The sequence below is a fragment of the Kitasatospora sp. NPDC086801 genome, from assembly GCF_044745805.1.
GTDB lineage: Bacteria > Actinomycetota > Actinomycetes > Streptomycetales > Streptomycetaceae > Kitasatospora.
The window spans coordinates 1-20236 of the sequence record NZ_JBIVAX010000001.1 but is presented as its reverse complement, the minus strand read 5'-3'; the positions used below and the strand labels follow the sequence as shown (position 1 = coordinate 20236).

At 74.4% G+C, this 20236-nt stretch carries 13 protein-coding genes; 11 read left to right on the top strand and 2 right to left on the bottom strand.

All coding sequences use genetic code 11. The features are described from left to right. The first annotated feature begins 177 nt into the window (after window positions 1-177). The 3 genes from ACIPLC_RS00065 to ACIPLC_RS00055 all read left to right on the top strand — a co-directional run bounded on the left by ACIPLC_RS00065 (window position 178) and on the right by ACIPLC_RS00055 (window position 3925). Entirely contained in the window at window positions 178-894 is a 717-nt protein-coding gene (locus tag ACIPLC_RS00065; RefSeq protein WP_400469054.1) for a sigma-70 family RNA polymerase sigma factor, read from the top strand. Window positions 895-1146: 252 nt separating this feature from the next. Further along, the gene (gene guaB / locus ACIPLC_RS00060) at window positions 1147-2649 is read left to right on the top strand and encodes an IMP dehydrogenase (RefSeq protein ID WP_363618013.1); all 1503 of its coding nucleotides are present in this window, start codon (window positions 1147-1149) and stop codon (window positions 2647-2649) included. Between the two features lie 148 nt (window positions 2650-2797). Further along, window positions 2798-3925: a GuaB3 family IMP dehydrogenase-related protein gene (locus ACIPLC_RS00055; RefSeq protein WP_063348999.1), complete on the top strand. Its 1128-nt coding sequence runs from the start codon at window positions 2798-2800 to the stop codon at window positions 3923-3925. 65 nt (window positions 3926-3990) lie between these two features. Here ACIPLC_RS00055 and ACIPLC_RS00050 read toward each other — a convergent pair whose 3' ends face one another. Continuing rightward, window positions 3991-4554, bottom strand: a complete 564-nt coding sequence (locus ACIPLC_RS00050) for a hypothetical protein (RefSeq protein ID WP_400469050.1) — start codon at window positions 4552-4554, stop codon at window positions 3991-3993. A gap of 254 nt (window positions 4555-4808) precedes the next feature. Here ACIPLC_RS00050 and ACIPLC_RS00045 point away from each other — a divergent pair, with 254 nt between their 5' ends. Beyond that, on the top strand, window positions 4809-6773 hold the full coding sequence (locus tag ACIPLC_RS00045) for a protein kinase (RefSeq protein WP_400469047.1): 1965 nt from the start codon (window positions 4809-4811) through the stop codon (window positions 6771-6773). 20 nt (window positions 6774-6793) lie between these two features. Here the strand turns inward: ACIPLC_RS00045 and ACIPLC_RS00040 are convergent, their stop codons facing one another. Beyond that, window positions 6794-7336 (bottom strand): SHOCT domain-containing protein, encoded by a 543-nt coding sequence (locus ACIPLC_RS00040; RefSeq protein WP_400469045.1) that lies wholly within the window; start codon window positions 7334-7336, stop codon window positions 6794-6796. Between the two features lie 57 nt (window positions 7337-7393). On the opposite strand from ACIPLC_RS00040, the gene ACIPLC_RS00035 reads away from it, so the two are divergent. From ACIPLC_RS00035 to ACIPLC_RS00005, 7 genes are all read left to right on the top strand, one after another. Next, entirely contained in the window at window positions 7394-8506 is a 1113-nt protein-coding gene (locus ACIPLC_RS00035) for a protein kinase (protein WP_400469042.1), read from the top strand. Window positions 8507-8666: 160 nt separating this feature from the next. After that, window positions 8667-10424 (top strand): protein kinase, encoded by a 1758-nt coding sequence (locus tag ACIPLC_RS00030; protein ID WP_400469040.1) that lies wholly within the window; start codon window positions 8667-8669, stop codon window positions 10422-10424. A 111-nt stretch (window positions 10425-10535) separates the two neighbouring features. Continuing rightward, window positions 10536-12167: a succinic semialdehyde dehydrogenase gene (locus ACIPLC_RS00025; RefSeq protein WP_400469037.1), complete on the top strand. Its 1632-nt coding sequence runs from the start codon at window positions 10536-10538 to the stop codon at window positions 12165-12167. An 86-nt stretch (window positions 12168-12253) separates the two neighbouring features. Beyond that, window positions 12254-14059 carry a GMC oxidoreductase gene (locus tag ACIPLC_RS00020; protein WP_400469034.1) on the top strand — a complete coding sequence of 602 codons (1806 nt, stop codon included), beginning with the start codon at window positions 12254-12256 and terminating at the stop codon, window positions 14057-14059. Window positions 14060-14288: 229 nt separating this feature from the next. After that, window positions 14289-16034: a hypothetical protein gene (locus ACIPLC_RS00015; RefSeq protein ID WP_400469031.1), complete on the top strand. Its 1746-nt coding sequence runs from the start codon at window positions 14289-14291 to the stop codon at window positions 16032-16034. A 1154-nt stretch (window positions 16035-17188) separates the two neighbouring features. Further along, on the top strand, window positions 17189-18784 hold the full coding sequence (gene guaA, locus ACIPLC_RS00010) for a glutamine-hydrolyzing GMP synthase (protein WP_400469029.1): 1596 nt from the start codon (window positions 17189-17191) through the stop codon (window positions 18782-18784). 192 nt (window positions 18785-18976) lie between these two features. After that, the gene (locus ACIPLC_RS00005) at window positions 18977-20017 is read left to right on the top strand and encodes a ubiquinol-cytochrome c reductase iron-sulfur subunit (protein WP_400469026.1); all 1041 of its coding nucleotides are present in this window, start codon (window positions 18977-18979) and stop codon (window positions 20015-20017) included. Window positions 20018-20236 lie beyond the last annotated feature (219 nt).

Sequence of the window (20236 nt, the reverse complement as noted above, 5' to 3'; positions counted from 1 at the left end):
TCGGCGAACGGCGCGAAGGACGGGACCACCGACGGCGGCGGGGCGGGAGGCGGCACGGTGCAGGAGGGGCCGGTGGTGCGCGGCGGCACGCCGTACGGTGCCGCAGCGCATAACGTTCCGGTGCACAACTCCGGACGCGGTGCCGCGTTTTCCCGATCGACCAGGCACCATGGACCGATGCGTGACGACGTCGCCGGTGCGGCCTGCCAGGCGGACCCGGTGGAGGCCGAGCCCTCCGACCCGGGCGGCGATCCGTCGTACGCCGACCCCGACGGCCCCGGTGCGGCGCCCGGCCCCGGCCGACCGCCGGTGCTCGGCACGGGCGGTTCCCCCCTGGTGGGCGAACTCGTCGCGGCCGCCGTCCGCGGTGAGGGCCCGGCCATCGACGCCCTGCTCGCCTACGTCCATCCGCTGGCGCTGCGCTACTGTCGCGGCCGGCTGGTCCGGCTGCCCGGCGGTGCCCGGCACCACGTGGACGACGTCGCGCAGGAGGTCTGCGTCGCGGTGCTGTGCGCGCTGCCCCGGTACAAGGACCAGGGGCGGCCGTTCGAGGCCTTCGTCTACGGCATCGCCGCGCACAAGATCGCCGATCTGCAGCGGGCCGCGATGCGCGGGCCCGGTTCGACCGTCGTCCCGCAGGACGACCTGCCGGAGGTGCCGGACGAGGCGCTCGGCCCGGAGGAGCAGGCGCTGCTGAGCAGCGACGCGGCCTGGGCCAAGGAACTGCTCTCCAACCTGCCGGCCCGTCAGCGCGAGCTGGTGCTGCTGCGGGTGGCCGCCGGGCTCTCGGCGGAGGAGACCGGCGAGGTGCTGGGGATGTCGCCGGGCGCCGTCCGGGTGGCGCAGCACCGGGCGCTCAGCCGGCTGCGGGCGCTCGCCGAGGAGTCCTCCTGAGGCCCTGACCTGCCGGAATGATCCACGGGTGGCCGGTGTTGTCAAGGGCACGCGAGGACACATTCGCAGTGCCAGTACCATGGGGTATCGGCGCCTGGGCGGGTTGCCAAAGTTTCGCGGGTGCGCGCGGGGTTCCCCTGGAGGTTCCTCCAAAACCACCCGGCTTCGGCGGTCTGCTGCGAGTGAGCGATGAACGCGCCCCCACCCTCAGGGCGTGAGCGGATTAGGCCGGCCACGGAAGGTACCCCCCAAATGTCTTACAACGCCGCAGGCGTACCCGAGAAGTTCGCCATGCTCGGGCTCACGTTCGATGACGTCCTGCTGCTGCCCGGGGCCTCCGCGGTGCTGCCGAACCAGGTCGACACCTCCTCGCGGGTCTCCCGGAACGTGCGCGTCAACATCCCGCTGCTCTCCGCCGCGATGGACAAGGTCACCGAGGCGCGGATGGCGATCTCGATGGCCCGCCAGGGCGGCGTCGGCGTGCTGCACCGCAACCTGTCGGTCGAGGACCAGGCCAACCAGGTCGACCTGGTGAAGCGCTCCGAGTCCGGCATGGTCACCGACCCGATCACGGTCGGCCCGGACACCACGCTGGCCGAGGCCGACGCGCTGTGCGCCAAGTTCCGGATCTCCGGCGTGCCGATCGCGGACGAGGCCGGCAAGCTGCTCGGCATCGTCACCAACCGTGACATGGCCTTCGAGTCGGACCGCAGCCGCCAGGTCCGCGAGATCATGACCCCGATGCCGCTGATCACCGGCAAGGTCGGCATCTCCGGCGTGGACGCGATGGCGCTGCTGCGCCGCCACAAGATCGAGAAGCTCCCGCTGGTCGACGACGAGGGCCGGATCAAGGGCCTGATCACCGTCAAGGACTTCGTCAAGGCCGAGCAGTACCCGAACGCCGCCAAGGACGCCGAGGGCCGTCTGCTGGTCGGTGCCGCCGTCGGTGCCAGCGCCGAGGCGTTCGACCGGGCCCAGGCCCTGGTCGAGGCCGGCGCGGACTTCCTGGTCGTGGACACCTCGCACGGCCACAGCCACAACGCGCTGGCCTGGATCGGGAAGATCAAGTCGGCCGTCGGGATCGACGTGGTCGGCGGCAACGTGGCCACCCGCGACGGCGCCCAGGCGCTGATCGACGCCGGTGTGGACGGCGTCAAGGTCGGCGTCGGCCCCGGCTCCATCTGCACCACCCGTGTGGTCGCCGGCATCGGCGTCCCGCAGATCACCGCCATCTACGAGGCCGCGGTGGCCTGCCAGGCGGCCGGCGTGCCGGTCATCGGCGACGGCGGCCTGCAGTACTCCGGCGACATCGGCAAGGCGCTGGCCGCCGGCGCCGACACCGTGATGCTGGGCTCGCTGCTGGCCGGCTGCGAGGAGTCCCCGGGCGAGCTGATGTTCATCAACGGCAAGCAGTTCAAGTCCTACCGCGGCATGGGCTCGCTGGGCGCCATGCAGTCCCGCGGCCAGGGTCGCTCGTACTCCAAGGACCGCTACTTCCAGGCCGAGGTGGCCTCGGACGACAAGCTCGTCCCCGAGGGCATCGAGGGCCAGGTGCCCTACCGCGGCCCGCTGTCGGCCGTGCTGCACCAGCTGGTCGGCGGCCTGCGCCAGACCATGGGCTACGTCGGCGCCGCCACCATCGCCGAGATGGAGAGCAAGGGCCGCTTCGTCCGGATCACCTCGGCGGGCCTCAAGGAGAGCCACCCGCACGACATCCAGATGACCGTCGAGGCGCCGAACTACTCCAACCGCTGAGCAGCCGAAGCACAGGGGTCCGTCACCGCACCGCGGCGGCGGGCCCCTCGGCACGCCCGGGGGCGGGGGCGTGCGTTCGCAGGGTGCGGGATAATGGGGCGGCCGGGGTGACCCGGCGGGCATGAGCAACACATCAGAAGGGCTCGAAGTGACTGAGATCGAGATCGGGCGAGGCAAGCGCGGCCGCCGGGCGTACTCCTTCGACGACATCGCCGTCGTCCCCAGCCGTCGTACCCGGGACCCGAAGGAGGTCTCGATCGCCTGGCAGATTGATGCCTACCGCTTCGAGCTGCCGTTCCTGGCCGCTCCGATGGACAGCGTGGTCTCGCCGCAGCAGGCCATCGCCATCGGCCGCCTCGGCGGCCTCGGCGTGCTGAACCTGGAAGGCCTCTGGACCCGCTACGAGGACCCGCAGCCGCTGCTCGACGAGATCGCCACGATCACTGACGAGGCCGCCGCGACCCGCCGCCTGCAGGAGATCTACGCGGCGCCGATCCGCGCCGAGCTGATCAAGCAGCGGATCCAGGAGGTCCGCGACTCCGGCGTGGTCACCGCCGCCGCGCTCTCGCCGCAGCGCACCGCCGAGTTCTCCAAGGCCGTCGTGGACGCGGGCGTCGACGTCTTCGTCATCCGCGGCACCACCGTCTCGGCCGAGCACGTGTCCAGCGGCGCCGAGCCGCTCAACCTCAAGCAGTTCATCTACGAGCTGGACGTCCCGGTGATCGTCGGCGGCTGCGCCACCTACACCGCGGCCCTGCACCTGATGCGCACCGGCGCGGCCGGCGTGCTGGTCGGCTTCGGCGGCGGCGCCGCCCACACCACCCGGGGCGTCCTCGGCATCCAGGTGCCGATGGCCACCGCCGTCGCCGACGTGGCCGCCGCCCGCCGCGACTACATGGACGAGTCCGGCGGCCGCTACGTGCACGTGATCGCGGACGGTGGCGTCGGCTACAGCGGCGACATCCCGAAGGCCGTCGCCTGCGGCGCCGACGCGGTGATGATCGGTGCCGCGCTGGCCCGCGCCACCGACGCGCCCGGCAAGGGCTTCCACTGGGGCATGGAGGCCGTCCACGAGGAGCTGCCGCGCGGCAAGCGGGTGGACCTCGGCACGGTCGGCACCACCGAGGAGATCCTGACCGGTCCCTCGCACACCCCCGACGGCACCATGAACCTGTTCGGCGCGCTGCGCCGCGCGATGGCCACCACCGGCTACACCGAGCTCAAGGAGTTCCAGCGGGTCGAGGTGACCGTCAACCCGGCGCTCAACCACCGCTGAGACGCCTCGTGGTGAAGGCCCCCGTCGGTTCCGCCGGCGGGGGCTTCGGGCTGCCCGGACCGGGCTCAGCCGCGGTCGGCGGTGCGGCGGGTGAGGAGGAAGCCGCCGACCAGGGCGATGCCGTAGAAGGCGAGGTCGAGCGCGCGCAGTTCGGCGCGCCAGTGCGCCAGGGCGTCGTGCGGCAGACCGCGCGGGCCGGGGCCGGCCGCGTGCACCCGGCGGAGCTGGCAGGTCAGTTGGCCGAGCAGCAGTGCGCAGGCCGCGAGCGCCGCGCCGAGCATCGGCAGCACCCGGCTGCGGCCGCCGAGCCGGCCGAGCGGTAAGGCGACCAGGGCGGCGAGGGCGATGGCCAGCCAGCCGAGGCTGTCCGCGGCCCGGGCCGGCGCGCAGCCGTAGGCCAGGCCGCCGAGCAGCATGGCGAGGACGGCGAGGGCGACCGCCAGGGCGGTGCGGCGGCGCGCGCCCGTCCGGTGGGAGCGGACGGTGGGGACGTATCCGGCCACCGGGACACCGGGCATACCGGGCGCGACGTAGCCCTCGGGGGAGTCCAGGGTGGGGGCGACCGAGTAGTGCTGGGCGGTGCGCGGCCGGCCCGACTGGCCGTCAGTGCCCGGTGCGGGTGCGGTCATGGGCGTCGGTTCCCCCCGGAAAGACGATGAGCTGCCGAACGGTAGCAGCGCTCCGGCCGGATCTTGGCGAGTTTTCGATCACAGATCGGGCACGGAGTGCCGAACCCGATCCGGTACGTCCCGGATCGGGTCCGGGGGCCGGGTGGTCCCGGCCCCCGGGGACAGGGGATGATGGACACTTGGGTGTTCGGGCCTGAGGCCGGGCCGACACGCCGTCACCACGACCGCCGGCAGCACATGGGGGAACGTTCCGAATGACCCAGGCGCAGGGTTCCACCGGCCGCCTCCTGGCCGGCCGCTACCGGCTGAACGGCGTGCTCGGGCGCGGCGGTATGGGCACCGTCTGGCGCGCCGAGGACGAGATGCTGGGGCGGACCGTCGCGGTCAAGGAACTGCGGATGAACGCCAGCGTCGAGGAGGAGGAGAAGCACCGGCTGATCGTCCGGACGCTGCGCGAGGCCAAGGCCACCGCGCGGATCCGGCACAACTCGGCGGTCACCGTCTTCGACGTGGTCGACGAGGACGACCGGCCGTGGATCGTCATGGAGCTGGTCGAGTCCCGCTCGCTGGCCGACGTCATCCGGGAGGACGGGCCGCTGGCCCCCGCCCGGGCCGCCGAGATCGCGCTCGACGTCCTCGGCGTGCTGAGCGCCGCGCACGCGCTGGGCATCCTGCACCGGGACGTCAAGCCGTCCAACGTGCTGATCGGCGACGACGGCCGGGTCGTGCTCACCGACTTCGGCATCGCCAGCGTGGAGGGCGACGCCTCGGTCACCTCCACCGGCATGCTGGTCGGCGCGCCCTCGTACATATCCCCGGAGCGGGCCCGCGGGCAGAAGCCCGGGCCGCCGGCCGACCTGTGGTCGCTGGGCGGCACGCTGTACGCGATGGTCGAGGGCCGGCCGCCGTACGACCGGGGCTCGGCGCTGGCCACCCTGACCGCGGTGATGACCGAGGACCTGACCGCCCCGGTCAACGCCGGGGCGCTGCAGCCGGTGATCGAGGGGCTGCTCGCCAAGGACCCGGCCGAGCGGCTGGACGCCTCGCAGACCCGGTCGATGCTGAAGCGGGTCGTCGCGGAGGCCACCGCGAAGGCCGAGTCGACCACCGAGCACGCGATGCAGGTCGAGCGGCCGACCGCCGCCGCGGAGCCCGAGGAGGCCCCGGCCAAGGCCGAGGAGGGCCGCAAGCGGTCCATCGGCGGGCTGCTGGGGACCGTCCGGGTGGGCAGCCGGGCCAAGGACGAGGAGCCCGCCGCCGTGGCGGAGCCGGCGCCCGGGTCTGCTTCGTCCCCGGACCCGGACCCGGCTTCGGGGACGGGCTCGACTTCGGGTTCGGGTTCGGCCCCAGATCCGGCGGCCGAGCCGATCCGGCCGGTGACCAGCGAGTGGACCCTGGGTGCCACGCAGGCGGCCGGTGCCGACCCGCGCAACGGACGGCGGCGGCTGGCCGTGGTCACCGTGGTGCTGGTCCTGCTGCTGATCGCCGGGGTGGTCGCGGTGCTCCAGGCCGTCGGCAACGGGGACGACTCGTCGGCGAACGGCGCGGGTGCCACCTCGCCGGCCGCGACCGGCTCCGAGACCGGGCCGAGCGGGCCCCCGGCCGCCTCCGTCCCGGCGGCGGAGCCGGTGCCGGGCACCGACAAGCCGTCCCCGGACAAGCCGGCCACCGACACGCCGGCCGCCGACACGCCCGGCGCCGCTGCGGCCAACCCGCCGGCCGCCGGCTCGCCCGCCACCACCCCCGCGCAGAGCCCGACCCCGTCGGGTGCCGCCGTGCCGGCCGGTTACCACGAGTACAAGGACCCGACCGGCTTCTCGGTCGTCCTGCCGGACTGGCTCCAGCCGGCCGGTTCGGAGAACGTCCGCCGGATCTTCAAGGGCAATGGCAGTACCCTGACCATCGAGTGGACCACCAGCCCCGGTCCCAGCGCCGTCGCCGACTGGCAGGACTCCGAGCCGGGCCTGCGCTCGAAGGTCACCAACTATCAGCGGGTCAACCTGGCCGCGATCAACTACCGGCAGTGGAGCAACGCGGCCGACTGGGAGTGGATCAGCGGCACGCCGCGCATGCACTCGCTCAACCGCGGCTTCGTCACCGGGGACCCGGCCAAGTACGGCTACGCGATCTACTGGATCACCCCGGACGCGGACTGGGGCTCCCCGGCCGACTCCCAGGCGCGGGACACGGCCTTCGCCAGCTTCCAGCCCGCGCCGTAGGCGACGGAGCCAGGCCGGGCCTAGCCGATCAGGCGGGCCTTGGCCCGGCTGAACTCCTCGTCGGTGAGCGCACCGGAGGCGTGCAGGGCGGCCAACCGCTCCAGCTGGCCGAGGAGTTGGTCGCCCGCGCTGAGGTCGGCGGGGGCGGCCTCGGCCGCCGGCCGGGCGGTGGACGCGGCCTTGCGGGCGAGCCGGGCGGCCGCCCGGACCTGCTCGGCGAAGACGTCGGCCTTGGCCACGTCCTCGAACCGGTGCGAGCCGGTCAGGGCGACGACGGTGAGCACGTCGCCGTTGAGTTTGGTCCTGGCCACGGTCGCGTCCGTGACCGCCGTAAGCGGAACCGGGACCGGCGGTTTTCCGTCCTTGAGGAAGAGCAGCCGGTGGGTGGTGAGGACGAGCACGCCCTTGCGGAAGTGGTCGGGATGGCGCCCAGCCGTCGAGGCGACCGGATTCTCGCCGTCGATGACGGCCGCCTCGACCGTGCGCACGGCCTCGGCCTGATTGGCTTGGCTGTTGTTCCCCGCCACCTTGAAGGCGGTGTCGATCAGATCGGTCCAGTCCATGGGACCGAGCGTAAAGGAGCCGCTCAGTAGGCTGCTCGGTGAGCGAGAGGAACTGGCATGCGAGGCGGCCCAGGGCAGTTGCTGGCGGGGCGGTACCGGCTGACGGACCGTCCCGAACTCCTGCGGGCCCTGGCGGTGGACGACCGCACCGGGGAGTCGGTGCTGCTGCGCGCCCTGGAACTGCCGACGCTGCTGACCGCCGGTCAGGACCTGGACGGCGAGGTGCCCGCGCACGCCGACCGGCTGGTCCGCCGGGTGGCGGCGGTCGGCTCGTCCGCGCCGACCAGGCACCCCCGGCTGCTGCGCGGGCTCGGGGCCTTCGTCGAGGGCGAACTGCTGTGGACGGTGGAGGAGCGGCCGGGCGCCATGACGCTGGCCGACCTGGCGGCGGCCGGGCCGGTGCCGCCCTACCGGGCGGCCGAGCTGGCCGCGGACCTGGCCGGCGCGCTGCGGGCGCTGCACGAGGACGGGCTCGTCCACGGGAACCTGACCGCCGAGTCCGTGCTGGTCTGCGAGGACGGCGCGGCGATGCTCGGCGGGCTGCTGTCCGGGGTCGCGGAGGAGGCGCTGGCCGAGGACCTCGGCGGCCCGGGCGGGCGCCGCCGGTACGACGTGCGGGCCACCCTGGTCGGGCCGGTGGCGGAGCGCTGGCCGCTGGACGGCGGTCCGGCGGGCGACTGCTGGGCGCTCGGGGTGCTGGTGCAGCGGCTGGTCACCGGACGCTCGCCGTTCCCGGACGGGGGCGTACCGGAGCTGGTGTCGGCGGTCCGGGACGGGCGGCGGGAGCCCGCGGCGGTCTGCGGGCCGCTGGCGCCGCTGGTCGAGCGGCTGTTGCAGCCCGACCCCTCGCTGCGGCCGACCGCCGAGGAGGCCCGCCGGGAGCTGGCGGCGCTGCTCGCGGGCGCGCCGGAGCCGGCCGACGAGGAGCGGGCGGCGCGGGCGCTGGTGCTGAGACCGGACGGCCCGCTGGTGCGGCGCCGGCGCGGGTGGGGTGGCGGGGAAGGGCGGCTGGAGGCCGTCGTGGGCGCGGGCACCGGCGCGGGCACCGGGCGGCCGGACGAGGCGCGGCCGCCGCGGATACCCCCGGTGCTGCTGGGCCCGCTGCTGGTGGGGGGCGTGTTCCTGCTGCTGGTGCTGGGGGTGGCCGCGGTGGTGCTGTTCGCAGGCTGACGGCCCCGGCGCGTCCCGGGCCGCCGGTCCGACGGGTGAGCGTGATTACCGGGGCTGGCAAGGTGCGCCTAATGTGTGCGTGGGATTTGTTCGAACAGTGGTCTGCACCAGGCCCTCCGTCGCTGTGACGGCAGACGGATGTGAGGGGGAGTGGTCGCCGATGGGCGTGCAGGACCGGCCGGAGACGGCCGAGACGGAGCGGCTGCTGGCCGGGCGGTACGAGCTGGGCGAGCGGCTCGGCCGGGGCGGGATGGGGACCGTCTGGCGGGCCTGGGACCGGATGCTGAACCGTGAGGTCGCGGTCAAGGAACTGACCGTCAACCACCTGCCCGAGGACGAGCTGCAGATCCTGCACGCCCGGATGAAGCGGGAGGCCAGCGCGGCCGCCCGGATCAAGCACCCCGGCGTGATCACGGTGCACGACGTGCTGGAGCAGGACGGCCGGCCGTGGATCGTGATGGAGCTGGTGGACGGCCGCTCGCTGGCCGACGTGATCAGCCAGGACGGCACCCTGCAGCCGCGCGCCGTCGCCGAGGTCGGCAGCCAGGTGCTCGCCGCGCTGCACCGCGGCCACCAACTCGGCGTCCTGCACCGGGACGTGAAGCCGGCCAACGTGCTGCTGGAGCGCGGCACCGGGCGGGTGGTGCTGCTGGACTTCGGCATCGCGACGTACGAGGGCTCGGCCGAGCTGACCCGGCCGGGCGACCTGGTCGGCTCGCCGGACTACCTGGCGCCGGAGCTCGCCCAGGGCGAGCGGCCCGGGCCGGCCTCCGACCTGTGGGGCCTCGGGGCGACGCTGTACGCCGCGGTGGAGGGCCAGTCGCCGTTCCGCCGGACCTCGCCGATCACCACGCTGGCCGCGGTGGTGGGCGAGCCGCTGCCGGAGCCGCGTCGGGCCGGGCCGCTGGGCCCGGTGCTGGCCGCTCTGATGGCCAAGGACCCGACCGAGCGGCCGAACGCGGACGAGGCCGCCCGGATGCTGGCCGAGGTTCAGGCCGGGCACACGCTCGGCCTGAAGTCGGTCGCGCCGCTGCGCGCGCCCACCCAGTCGGTGCCGGTGGTGGACCGCAGCGAGCGCCCGGTGACGGAGGAGGACCAGGAGGAGGCCGCGCCGGGTACGGCGGAGGAGAAGGCCGAGGAGCCGACCGGAGTGCGTTCGGGGGCCGTCCCGGCGGCCACCGGGGGCGTGGCCGCCGAGACGACGGCGCCCACGGCCGGGGTCGCGCCGGTGGCGCACCCCGTCACGCCCGCGCGCGGACCGGCCAGGCGCCGCAGCACCCTGAAGATCGTCGCGATCGCGGTGGCCGTCGGCCTGCTGGCGGCCGGCGCGACCTTCCTCGCCACCCGGCACACCGCCGCCCCCACGTCCGACGCGTCCGTCCCGACCGCCTCCGCCGGCTCGGGACCGGCCAGCGAGGCCAGCCCGGGCCCGAGCAGTGACGCCAGCCAAGGACCGGCGGCGCCCAGCGGCTACCACTGGGTCGACGACCCGGCCGGCTTCCGCTTCCCGCTGCCCTCGGGCGCCCCGGCCTGGCAGCGCAGTGCCACGTCCGACAACCAGATCTACTACAGCCCCGACAACAAGGTGCACTACCTGCAGTTCGCGGTCACCGTCGGCCAGTCGGTCAAGCCGCTGGACCACCTGCGGCAGATGGAGACCACCGTCTCCAAGACGCTGAAGGAGTACAAGCAGCACAAGATGACCGGCGTCGCGGTGAACGGCCACGAGGCGGCCGTCTGGGAGTTCAGCTACGCCGCCAAGGAGGGCGGCCGGCGCCGGGCGGTCGAGGCCGAGTTCATCGACGACGACGGCACCAGCTACGCGATCTACTCGTCCAGCCCGGATCGGGGCAACGAGTGGAACGAGGCGGAGCAGCGCTTCAACGCGGTGCTGCACTACTTCTCGCCGACCCGCTGACCGGGGTTCTCGCCGACCCGCTGACCGGGGCACGCCCGCTCCACCCGGCTGCGGCAGATTCTTGTTACCGACGGGTACCGGACCGGCTGCCGAGCGCCTAGGCTGCGCCGTATGTCGGACCTCACAGCAGACGCAGTGGCCACCGAGCACCCCGCGACCGGAAACCCGCCCGCTCCCGGCGGCGGCCGGACCGTCGCGGCGGCCGTCCCGCCGTCCCTGGTCGCCCGGCTGGCCGCCGGCGTCACCGCCACCGGCGAGCCCAGCCTGGTGGAGACCGTCGCCCCGCTGACCGGCGAGCGGCTGGCGAGCCTGCCGCAGTCCACCCCGGCCGACGTCGAGGTCGCCTTCGAGCTGGCCCGCCGCGCCCAGACGGCCTGGGCCGCGCTGCCGGTGCGCCGCCGCGCCGCCGTCCTGCTGCGCTTCCACGACCTGCTGCTCAAGCGGCAGGACGAGGTGCTGGACCTCGTCCAGGCCGAGACCGGCAAGGCCCGGCTGCACGCCTTCGAGGAGGTGCTGGCCGTCGCCATGGCCGCCCGGCACTACGGGCGGGCCGCGCACGGCTACCTCCGGGACAAGCGGCGCGGCGGGGCGCTGCCGGTGCTCACCCACGTGGTCGAGGCCCGCCGCCCCAAGGGCGTGGTCGGCCACATCTCGCCCTGGAACTACCCGCTGGAGCTGTCCGTCGGCGACATCCTGCCCGCCTTCGTGGCCGGCAACGCCGTGGTCAACAAGCCGGACACGCAGACCGCGCTGACCGCGCTGTGGGCCCGCGAGCTGCTGATCGAGGCCGGGCTGCCGGCCGACCTGTGGCAGGTCGTGATCGGCGACGGCCCGGTGATCGGCCCCGCCGTGGTGGAGCACGCCGACTACGTCTCGTTCACCGGCTCCACCCGCACCGGCCGCGAGGTCGCCCAGCGCGCCGCCGCCCGGCTGGTCGGCGCCTCGCTCGAACTCGGCGGCAAGAACGCCATGCTGGTCCTCTCCGACGCCGACCTCGACCGGGCCGCCGCGGGCGCCGTCCGGGCCTGCTTCTCCTCCGCCGGGCAGCTGTGCATCTCGATCGAGCGGTTGCTGGTGCACCGCTCGGTGGCCGACGACTTCCTGGAGCGCTTCGCCGCCCGCACCCGGGCGCTGCGCCTCGGCGGCGGCCTCGCGTACGGCGCCGACATGGGCTCGCTGGTCTCGGTCCGCCAGCTGGAGACCACCACCCGGCACGTGGAGGAGGCGGTCAAGGCGGGCGCCACCGTGCTGGCCGGCGGCCGGGCCCGGCCCGACCTCGGCCCGTACTTCTTCGAGCCGACCATCCTCGACGGGGTGACCCCGGACATGGCGGTCTGCGGCGAGGAGACCTTCGGCCCGGTCGTGTCCGTCTACCGCTTCGACACCGAGGACGAGGCGGTGGCCGCCGCCAACTCCACGCCGTACGGCCTGAACTCCAGCGTCTGGACCCGGGACACCCGGCGCGGCCGGGCGGTCGGGGCCCGGCTGCGCACCGGCACGGTCAACGTCAACGAGGCCTACGCGGCCGCGTACGGTTCGATCGGCTCGCCGATGGGCGGCATGGGCGACTCCGGGCTCGGCCGCCGGCACGGCGCCGAGGGCATCCTGCGCTTCACCGAGGCGCAGACCGTCGCGACCCAGCGGCTGATGCCGATCGCGCCCTCGTTCGGCCTGGACGACCGGCAGTTCGCCGCGGTGATGACCGGCGGGCTGCGGGTGTTGAAGGCGCTGCGGTTCAAGTAGCCGGCCCGGCCCGGTGGCCCGGCTCGGTGGCCCGGCCCGGTGGTCGGAGCGTAGTTCAGGTTCGCGTCCCGAAGGAGCAGTGGCAGATGGTGGAGTCCGGCGGTGCGGCGGAGTTCGACTACGACGTGGTCGTGGTCGGCTCCGGCTTCGGTGGTTCGGTCGCCGCGCTGCGGCTGACCGAGAAGGGCTACCGGGTCGCCGTCCTGGAAGCCGGTCGGCGCTTCGAGCGGGACGAACTGCCCAGGAACTCCTGGGACCTGCCGAACTACCTGTGGGCGCCGAAGCTCGGCCTCTACGGCATCCAGCGGATCCACCTGCTGGCCAATGTGCTGATCCTGGCCGGCGCCGGGGTCGGCGGCGGCTCGCTGAACTACGCCAACACCCTGTACGTGCCGCCGAAGGCCTTCTTCGAGGACCGCCAGTGGCGCCACATCACCGACTGGCAGGAGGAGTTGGCGCCGTTCTACGACCAGGCGCAGCGGATGCTCGGGGTCCGGCTCAACCCGACCGTCACCCCCTCCGACGTGCACCTCAAGGCCGCCGCCGAGCAGATGGGGGTGGGCGACACCTTCCACATGGCGCCGGTCGGGGTCTTCTTCGGGGACGGCCAGGACGCCGGCGGCAGGGCCAAGGCGGCGCCCGGGGACGAGGTCGCCGACCCGTACTTCGGCGGCGCCGGGCCGGCCCGCAAGGCCTGCGTGGAGTGCGGCGAGTGCATGACCGGCTGCCGGCACGGGGCCAAGAACATGCTCACCGAGAACTACCTGCACCTGGCCGAGCGGGGCGGCGCCGAGATCCACCCGCTCACCACGGTGGCCCGGATCCGCGAGTGGGCCGACGTGGACGGGAACCACGGCTACGCGGTGGACGTGCGCCGGACCGACTCCCGTTCCCGCACCGACCGGGTGAAGGCGGGCGCGCGGACCATCACCGCCGCCCGGGTGGTGGTCGCGGCCGGGACGTACGGCACCCAGTCGCTGCTGCACCGGATGCGCGACGGGGGGCACCTGCCCCGGATCTCCGCCCGGCTCGGCGAGCTGACCCGCACCAACTCTGAGGCGCTGGTGGGCGCGCAGACCACCGACCGGCGCTACGGCGCCCGGGCGGACTTCACCAAGGGCGTGGCGATCACCTCCTCGATCCACCCGGACGCCAGCACCCACATCGAGCCGGTCCGCTACGGCAAGGGCTCCAACGCGATGGGCGCGCTGTCGGTGGCCCAGGTCAAGGGCGGTGGACGGGCCCCGCGCTGGCTGCGCTACCTGGGCGGGTCGGTGCGCCACCCGGTGACCTTCGCCCGCTCGATGAACCAGCACCGCTGGTCCGAGAAGACGATCATCGGTCTGGTGATGCAGTCGCTGGACAACTCGATCACCGTCTCGCTGAAGAAGGACCTGTTCGGCAAGAGCCGACTCACCTCCGTCCAGGGCCACGGCGCCCCCAACCCGACCTGGATACCGGCCGCCGAACAGGGCGCCCAGGCCCTGGCCGAGCAGATCAACGGCTTCGCCGGCAGCAGCGCCGGCGAGATCTTCGACATCCCGATGACCGCCCACTTCCTCGGCGGCTGCCCGATCGGCGACGCCCCCGGGACCGGCGTGGTCGACCCCTACCACCGGCTGTACGGCCACCCCGGGATCAGCGTGGTCGACGGCGCGGCCGTCTCCGCCAACCTCGGGGTGAACCCCTCGCTGACCATCACCGCGCAGGCCGAGCGCGCCCTGTCGATGTGGCCCAACAAGGGCGAGGCGGACCGCCGCCCGGCCCAGGGCGAGGCCTACCGGCGGGTCGCCCCGGTGGCGCCGGCCCGGCCGGCCGTCCCGGAGGACGCGTTCGGTGCGCTCCGACTGCCGCTGCTGCCCGTCCCGGAGGTTCCGAAGAAGCGCGGCTGAGCGGGCCCCGACGGGCCCCGGCGGGCCAACCCGTCTGGCCCGGTACCCGGTTGACATTCGTTCGGATCCGATGGGATAAACGGGCTTTCTGGGGGGACCAGGAACTCGTCGAGCGGGGGGAAACCGGTCCATGGCCATCTGCGCATCGTGCGGCGCGGCATCGGTGGAAGGGGCGCCCGCCTGCGTCTCGTGCGGGCGGCCGCTGGCGCCGCCCCCGCCGACGGCCACCATGCCCGTACCGCCCGCTGTACCGCCCGCCGTACCGCCGCCGCCGGCGTACGGCCCGCCGTCCGCCGCGCCCGGGTACCCGCCGCCGCCCGGCTACGGGCCGCCGCCCCCGCTGCCGCCCGGCTACGGCCCGGGCCACCCGCCGACCGCCGGCCCGCCCACGCTGGGCAGTTGGGGTGCCGGACAGCCGTACGACCCGCGGGCCGGCCGGCCGACCGCGCTGAGCCGGCTGGTCGGCGCGGACTGGCGCCCGGCGCTCCTGGCCGCCGTCGCCCCGACCGCCGTGTTGCTGCTGGCGGCGCTGATCGTGGCGATCCCGAGCGACTACCAGTACACCTACCTGTTCCGGGCGCCCGGGTTCGGCGAGCGCTTCGGTGCCGCCCTGTCGCTGGCGCTGAGCGCGCTCGGCGCGCCGTTCAAGCTGGGGTACACCAGCTCGCTGCGGCGCGGTGACGCGGAGGGCATGGACGCGCTGCTCCGGACGGTGCCGCTGACGGTCACCGTGCTGTGGGCGCTGGCGCTCTGGCTCGGCCTGCGGGCCGGGGCTCGCCGCCGCCGGGCCGCCGGCCTCCAGCTGACCCGGGGCCGGGCCGCGGGCGAGGCGCTGCGCACCGCGGTGGTCCTGGCGGCGGTGACCGCGGTGCTCGGGCTGGCCGGCGGGACGTCCTGGCAGCCGCAGCGCACCGGCATCATCGGCCGCGCAGTCGGGGTGACGTACACCGTGGACTCCGGCTGGCTGGAGGCGACCGGCTGGACCGCCCTGCTCGCCGCGCTGACGGCCTTCGCCGTCTACGGCACCGACGCGCTGCGCTGGGCCGCCTGGCGCAGCCGGGCGGTGCGCGGCTGGGCGGTCGCCGCGCTCACGGCGGGCCGGGTGCTGGCCCTGTCGCTGGGCCTGGCCTCGGTGACGGGCTTCGTGCTGGTCGCCGTCAACAGTGACAGGGGCTGGCAGACCCCGGCCTCGGTGGCCTTCCTGCCCAACCTCGGTCTGGGTCTGCTCGGCCTGGGCTCGGGGGCGACCCTGCGGGCGTTCAGCGGGGTGAGCGGCGCGGCGGGCGGCGACTGGCAGGACACCCCCGACGGCGTGGAGGTCTCCTTCTTCGACCTGCACGACCAGACCGCCGACTGGCGCTGGACCGGCCTGCTGGCCCTGGCCACGGCCGCTGTCCTCGGCTGGTCGGCGTACCGGCGGCGGCTGGACGCGGCCGACCGGCTCCGGCTGGCGGCCGTCCACGCCGTGGTGCTCACCGCGCTGATGGCGGTGGGCGGCGCGCTGATGACGACCTCGACGTCCTCCGCGCAGCCGGGGTGGGGCACCTTCGTCGACCGGACGGACCTGTCCCGGGAGACCTCGATCGGCCTGGGGTTCGTCAGCGTGCTGGTGGCCAACCTGGTCTGGGCGGCGATCGGCGCGCTGCTGGTGCCGCCGCTGCTGGCGGCCGTCCGGGGCCGGGGCGCGGTGGCCACCGAGGACGCCCACGGCGCGGCCCCGTACGGCGCGGTGCCGCCGCCGGGGGTGCCGTACGAGGCCGGACCGCCGCAGGGCGCGCCGTACCGGGGCGTGCCGTACCAGGGCGTGCCGTACGGGGCCGCGCCGGAGCCGCAGCCGTACGCCCCCGGGGCGGGGGTGGGCGACGTGGTCGGCTCGGACGATGCCCCGCTGGTGCCGCCGCCGGGGGTGCCGGCCGACGCGGCGCGCGCGGCCGAGGAGCCGGTCGATCCGAGCGTCTGGCGCAGGCAGCCCTGAGCCGAGCGGCCCTGAGCCGAGCGGTCCTGAGCCGAGCGGTCCTGAGTCGAGCGGTCCTGAGCTGAGCGGCCCTGAGCCGAGCAGTCCTGAGCCGAACAGCCCAGGGTGGAGCGGCCCGGACAGGGCAAAGGGCCCCGCGGGGGAACGGGGCCCTTTGTCGCTCAGCACGCGGCGTCAGGGCTGCGCCGGTGCTGGGGGTGACGGCGCCGGGGGAGGAGCGCCGTCGGGTCGGTCGGCTTCGGGGTCGCGCCGCCGCGGCCCGGCGTGGGTGGCCGGTGGTGCGGGGCGCGCACGCTCACGGTGCGGCGGGTCGGCGCGCAGGTCTGCGCCGGGCCTTCGCTCACGGAGCGTGAGGTGATGTACAGGGCCGCCGCACAGGGTGGCGGCATCGGTCGGGGCCCCCACGGTGAGCCTGTCGGCCGCCGGGAGAACCGCTTCCACGCAGCATCGTGCTGGACGAAGGGCTTGCTCTGCAACCGATTCGGCACAGTTCGGCCCAGCGCATTTGGTGCGGGTGCCGTCTCGCGGGTGCGGCTCGGGTCTGGGTGCGGGCCTCGTTCCGCCCCGTCGGGCGGTTGCGGGCGGGTGTCGACGCGGGGTGTCGATGATCACGGTGCGTAGTGGTGTGAGTCGCTGCCGCGCACGGGGACGCGCGTAGCGGCGCGGGACGGGAAAGGGTGTGCGCCCGGGCGTGCCCGGCTCGCGGTGGGGGGTGCGACGGCCGGCCCGGGCGTCCCCGGGGACCGGCCGTCCCACCTCTCGGTCCAGTCGCGGCCGGGGTCGCTGTCCCCTGCTGTCCGGCCGCGGCACCCGCGCACGGTCCCACGGCGCCGCGCTCCCGGCGGGGCCGGGGCGGTGGCGCCACATGCGCCGGTGGACTGGGATGAAGCTCCACGCGTGGTCCTGCAGTCCGTACGGCGGCGCCCCTGGCCGGGGCGAAGGCGGCGCGTCTGGCGGGCGCGGCGCGGTCGTACGGTCGTCAGAAGCAACGAAAGGCGGCCCCGCCCGGTCACGGTCGTTTGGACGGGCAGACGAGTGAAACCGGACAGCCCGGTAGAATCGGTGTCCAGACACCCCCACCCGTCGCCGCCGCGGCCCCCGCCGGGGAAGCGGTTCGGTGTGACACCTCTCGTACCGCTGCCGGAAGGCCGTCTGTGTCCTCTGCAATTCCCGTCCAGTCCGCGCCGGACAACGACACCGTCCTGGTGGTCGACTTCGGCGCCCAGTACGCCCAGCTCATCGCCCGTCGGGTGCGTGAGGCGCGGGTCTACAGCGAGATCGTGCCGAGCAGCATGCCGGTCGCCGAGATGCTCGCCAAGAACCCCAAGGCGATCATCCTCTCCGGCGGTCCGTCGTCGGTCTACGAAGAGGGCGCGCCGCAGCTCGACCGCGCGATCTTCGAGGCCGGTGTCCCGGTCTTCGGCATGTGCTACGGCTTCCAGCTGATGGCCAAGACCCTCGGCGGCACGGTCGACAACACCGGCGCCCGCGAGTACGGCCGCACCCCGCTGACCGTCAGCCGCACCGGCTCCACCCTGTTCGAGGGCGTTCCGGCGGAGCACTCGGTGTGGATGTCGCACGGCGACGCCTGCTCCGCCGCCCCGGAGGGCTTCACCGTCACCGCCTCCACCGCGGTGGTCCCGGTCGCGGCCTTCGAGAACGACGAGGCCCGCCTCTACGGCGTCCAGTACCACCCCGAGGTGCTGCACTCCGACCACGGCCAGCAGATCCTGGAGCACTTCCTCTACCGCGGCGCGGGCATCGCCCCGACCTGGACCACCGGCAGCGTGGTCGACGAGCAGGTCGCGCTGATCCGCGCCCAGGTCGGCGAGAAGCGCGCGATCTGCGGCCTCTCCGGCGGCGTGGACTCCGCGGTCGCGGCCGCCCTGGTCAACAAGGCCATCGGCTCCCAGCTGACCTGCGTGTACGTCGACCACGGCCTGATGCGCAAGGGCGAGACCGAGCAGGTCGAGAAGGACTTCGTGGCGGCCACCGGCGTGCAGCTGAAGGTGGTCGACGCCGCGGAGCGCTTCCTGAACGCGCTGAAGGGGGTCACCGACCCCGAGGAGAAGCGCAAGATCATCGGCCGGGAGTTCATCCGGGTCTTCGAGCAGGCCCAGGCCGAGATCGTCGCCGAGGCCGGCGAGCACGGCGAGTCGGTCGACTTCCTGGTCCAGGGCACCCTGTACCCGGACGTGGTGGAGTCCGGCGGCGGCACCGGCACCGCCAACATCAAGTCCCACCACAACGTCGGCGGCCTGCCGGAGGACCTGCAGTTCCAGCTGGTCGAGCCGCTGCGCAAGCTGTTCAAGGACGAGGTCCGGATGGTCGGCCAGGAGCTGGGCCTGCCGGAGGAGATCGTCCAGCGCCAGCCGTTCCCGGGCCCGGGCCTGGGCATCCGGATCGTCGGCGAGGTCACCCAGGAGCGGCTGGACCTGCTCCGCGACGCCGACGCGATCGCCCGCGAGGAGCTGACCGCGGCCGGTCTGGACCGCGAGATCTGGCAGTGCCCGGTCGTGCTGCTCGCCGACGTGCGCAGCGTGGGCGTGCAGGGCGACGGCCGCACCTACGGTCACCCGATCGTGCTGCGCCCGGTCTCGTCCGAGGACGCCATGACCGCCGACTGGTCGCGCCTGCCGTACGACGTGCTGGCCAAGATCTCCACCCGGATCACCAACGAGGTCCGCGACGTGAACCGCGTCGTCGTCGACGTCACCAGCAAGCCGCCGGGCACCATCGAGTGGGAGTGAGCACTCCCGCCGGCCGCTGAGCCGGTGCTGAACGGCCGCGCCGTCGTTCCCCTGGGTGGGAACGACGGCGCGGCCGTTCGCGGTGCGGCGGCCGCCGTCCGGGTGGGACCTCCCACGGAAAGCGATCGGGAGCGGGCAGAATGCGGACCGGACCTGTCAGGGAGTGGCGGGCCGTGAGGGAAGGTGTGAGCGATGTCGGAGGCTGGCAACTCCGTGGCGGGTGACGGGGGAGCGGACGACGGGGGAGCGGCCGGTCCGGTCGACCGGGCGGTGCAGTGGCGGGCGTTCGCGTCCCGGTACGCGCTGCTGCCGCTGCGGCTCTTCCTCGGCCTCACCTTCGTGTACGCCGCCCTCGACAAGCTGTCCGACGCGCACTACCTGGCCGGGGCCGGCGACCCGGCGTCGTTCGTCTCGCAGACCCAGGCGGCCAAGGGCGGCAGCCCGATCTCCTTCCTGCTCGGCACCGCCCTGCACGCGCCCACCCTGTTCGCGCTCGCCGTCGCCTTCGGCGAGCTGGCGGTCGGCCTCGGCACCCTGCTCGGCCTCTGGGGCCGGGTCGCGGCGCTCGGCGGTGCGCTGATCAACCTCAGTCTCTGGCTGTCCATCAGCTGGAGCGTCTCGCCGTACTACCTCGGCAACGACCTCGGCTACCTGATGGCCTGGACGCCGCTGCTGCTGGCCGGCACCCCGTACCTGTCGGTGGACGGCTACCTCGCCCAGCGGGCCGGCCGGGACCGGGGGCGCGGGCTGCACGAGGACCGCGTCAAGCGCCGGGCGCTGGTGGACGGCGGGATCGCCGCCGTCGCGATCGGCGGCGCCGGGCTGCTCACCGGCTCGCTCACCCGGACCTTCGGCCGGGACGAGCAGGCCGCGCCCAAGCAGTCCGCGGCCCCGGTGTCGACCACCCCGGCACCGGCCGGACCGGCCCCCTCGGTGGCCGCCGCGAGCGTGCCGGTCGGCGGCTCGGCCCAGGTCAAGGACCCGGCCACCGGGGACGCCGTCTACATCGTGCAGCCCAAGGCGGGCCAGTACTGCGGCCTGTCCTCGGTGTGCACCCACTCCGGCTGCGCGGTCGACGCCCCGAAGAACGGCCAGCTGTACTGCCCCTGCCACGGCTCCCGGTTCGACGCCGCCACCGGTGCGGTGGTCAACGGGCCGGCGGTCAAGCCGCTGCCGAAGTACGCCGTCACCCGGGACGGCGACAAGCTGAACCTCGGGCCGCTGCAGAGCTGAGCCCGGTCGGACCCGCCCGGTCAGGCCCTGCGGCCGGTCCTCGTGGTCGGGCCTCGCGGCCAGTTCTCGCGGCCAGTTCTCGCGGCCAGTTCTCGCGGCCAGTTCTCGCGCCTAGTTCTCGGGCCTAGTAGTGCTTGGTCAGGTGTACGCGCTGGTGGCGTGTCCTGCGGGGCTGTGCCGCGTTGATGGTGTGTGACACCTGGGGAGTTGGATAAGGTC

What these genes read in the sequence shown, in the direction of transcription:
- ACIPLC_RS00065 (WP_400469054.1), top strand. Translation starts at nt 178, where the DNA reads ATGCGTGACGACGTCGCCGGTGCGGCCTGCCAGGCGGACCCGGTGGAG.
- guaB (WP_363618013.1), top strand. Translation starts at nt 1,147, where the DNA reads ATGTCTTACAACGCCGCAGGCGTACCCGAGAAGTTCGCCATGCTCGGG.
- ACIPLC_RS00050 (WP_400469050.1), bottom strand. Translation starts at nt 4,554, where the DNA reads ATGACCGCACCCGCACCGGGCACTGACGGCCAGTCGGGCCGGCCGCGC.
- ACIPLC_RS00045 (WP_400469047.1), top strand. Translation starts at nt 4,809, where the DNA reads ATGACCCAGGCGCAGGGTTCCACCGGCCGCCTCCTGGCCGGCCGCTAC.
- ACIPLC_RS00040 (WP_400469045.1), bottom strand. Translation starts at nt 7,336, where the DNA reads ATGGACTGGACCGATCTGATCGACACCGCCTTCAAGGTGGCGGGGAAC.
- ACIPLC_RS00035 (WP_400469042.1), top strand. Translation starts at nt 7,394, where the DNA reads ATGCGAGGCGGCCCAGGGCAGTTGCTGGCGGGGCGGTACCGGCTGACG.
- ACIPLC_RS00030 (WP_400469040.1), top strand. Translation starts at nt 8,667, where the DNA reads ATGGGCGTGCAGGACCGGCCGGAGACGGCCGAGACGGAGCGGCTGCTG.
- ACIPLC_RS00025 (WP_400469037.1), top strand. Translation starts at nt 10,536, where the DNA reads ATGTCGGACCTCACAGCAGACGCAGTGGCCACCGAGCACCCCGCGACC.
- ACIPLC_RS00020 (WP_400469034.1), top strand. Translation starts at nt 12,254, where the DNA reads ATGGTGGAGTCCGGCGGTGCGGCGGAGTTCGACTACGACGTGGTCGTG.
- ACIPLC_RS00015 (WP_400469031.1), top strand. Translation starts at nt 14,289, where the DNA reads ATGCCCGTACCGCCCGCTGTACCGCCCGCCGTACCGCCGCCGCCGGCG.
- ACIPLC_RS00005 (WP_400469026.1), top strand. Translation starts at nt 18,977, where the DNA reads ATGTCGGAGGCTGGCAACTCCGTGGCGGGTGACGGGGGAGCGGACGAC.